General features: G+C 42.6%; 1 protein-coding gene. It reads left to right on the top strand.

Going from position 1 to position 584, the window contains the following annotated elements; translation table 11 throughout:
* Positions 1 to 584: cbb3-type cytochrome c oxidase subunit I (locus tag IE294_RS50535; protein WP_189895432.1), on the top strand; the 584-nt coding region annotated here is incomplete at both ends.

Consider the following 584-nt stretch of genomic DNA (forward strand, 5'->3'; position numbering starts at 1 on the left):
GACATGGCATTTCCGCGATTAAATAATATTTCATTCTGGTTGTTGCCACCAAGTCTCTTGCTCCTATTAAGCTCAGCCTTAGTAGAAGTGGGTAGCGGCACTGGGTGGACGGTCTATCCGCCCTTAAGCGGTATTACCAGCCATTCTGGAGGAGCAGTTGATTTAGCAATTTTTAGTCTTCATCTATCTGGTGTTTCGTCCATTTTAGGTTCTATCAATTTTATAACAACTATCTTCAACATGCGTGGACCTGGAATGACTATGCATAGATTACCCCTTTTTGTGTGGTCCGTTCTAGTGACAGCATTCCTACTTTTATTATCACTTCCGGTACTGGCAGGGGCAATTACCATGTTATTAACCGATCGAAACTTTAATACAACCTTTTTTGATCCCGCTGGAGGGGGAGACCCCATATTATACCAGCATCTCTTTTGGTTCTTCGGTCATCCAGAGGTGTATATTCTCATTTTGCCTGGATTCGGTATCATAAGTCATATCGTTTCGACTTTTTCGGGAAAACCGGTCTTCGGGTATCTAGGCATGGTTTATGCCATGATCAGTATAGGTGTTCTTGGATTTCT

It is taken from the genome of Streptomyces canarius, assembly GCF_014650735.1.
GTDB classification, from domain to species: Bacteria; Actinomycetota; Actinomycetes; order Streptomycetales; family Streptomycetaceae; genus Streptomyces; species Streptomyces olivaceoviridis.